At 49.6% G+C, this 407-nt stretch carries 1 pseudogene; it reads left to right on the forward strand.

Annotation, left to right across the window (positions count from 1 at the left end):
- Positions 1 to 407, forward strand: a pseudogene (locus BTA35_RS17245) (2,3-bisphosphoglycerate-independent phosphoglycerate mutase); the annotation flags it as partial.

Raw genomic sequence — 407 nt, forward strand, 5'->3', positions numbered from 1 at the left:
CTTACAACCTGCTCACACAAGCCAAAGCGCAGCATATTTGTGCCGATGCTGTCACCGCACTGCACGCCGCTTATAACCGTGATGAAAACGATGAGTTTGTGGCGGCTAGCAGTATTCGTCCTGAAGGTGAGGCGATCAGCGTTGAAAATGGCGACAGTTTGATCTTTATGAATTTCCGCGCCGATCGCGCCCGTGAAATCACTCGCTGTTTTGTAGAGCCAGAGTTTGACGGTTTCAAACGTAGCATTACACCCAAGCTGGCAGACTTTGTCATGCTGACTGAATACGCAGCCGATATTAAAACCAGCACGGCATTCCCTCCTGCCAGCTTGGTAAACACACTGGGCGAGTATATGGCGAAGTTGGGCAAAACACAGTTACGCATTGCAGAGACTGAAAAATATGCC

Origin of the sequence: Oceanospirillum linum (assembly GCF_001995095.2) — a bacterium.
GTDB classification, from domain to species: Bacteria; Pseudomonadota; Gammaproteobacteria; order Pseudomonadales; family Halomonadaceae; genus Oceanospirillum; species Oceanospirillum linum.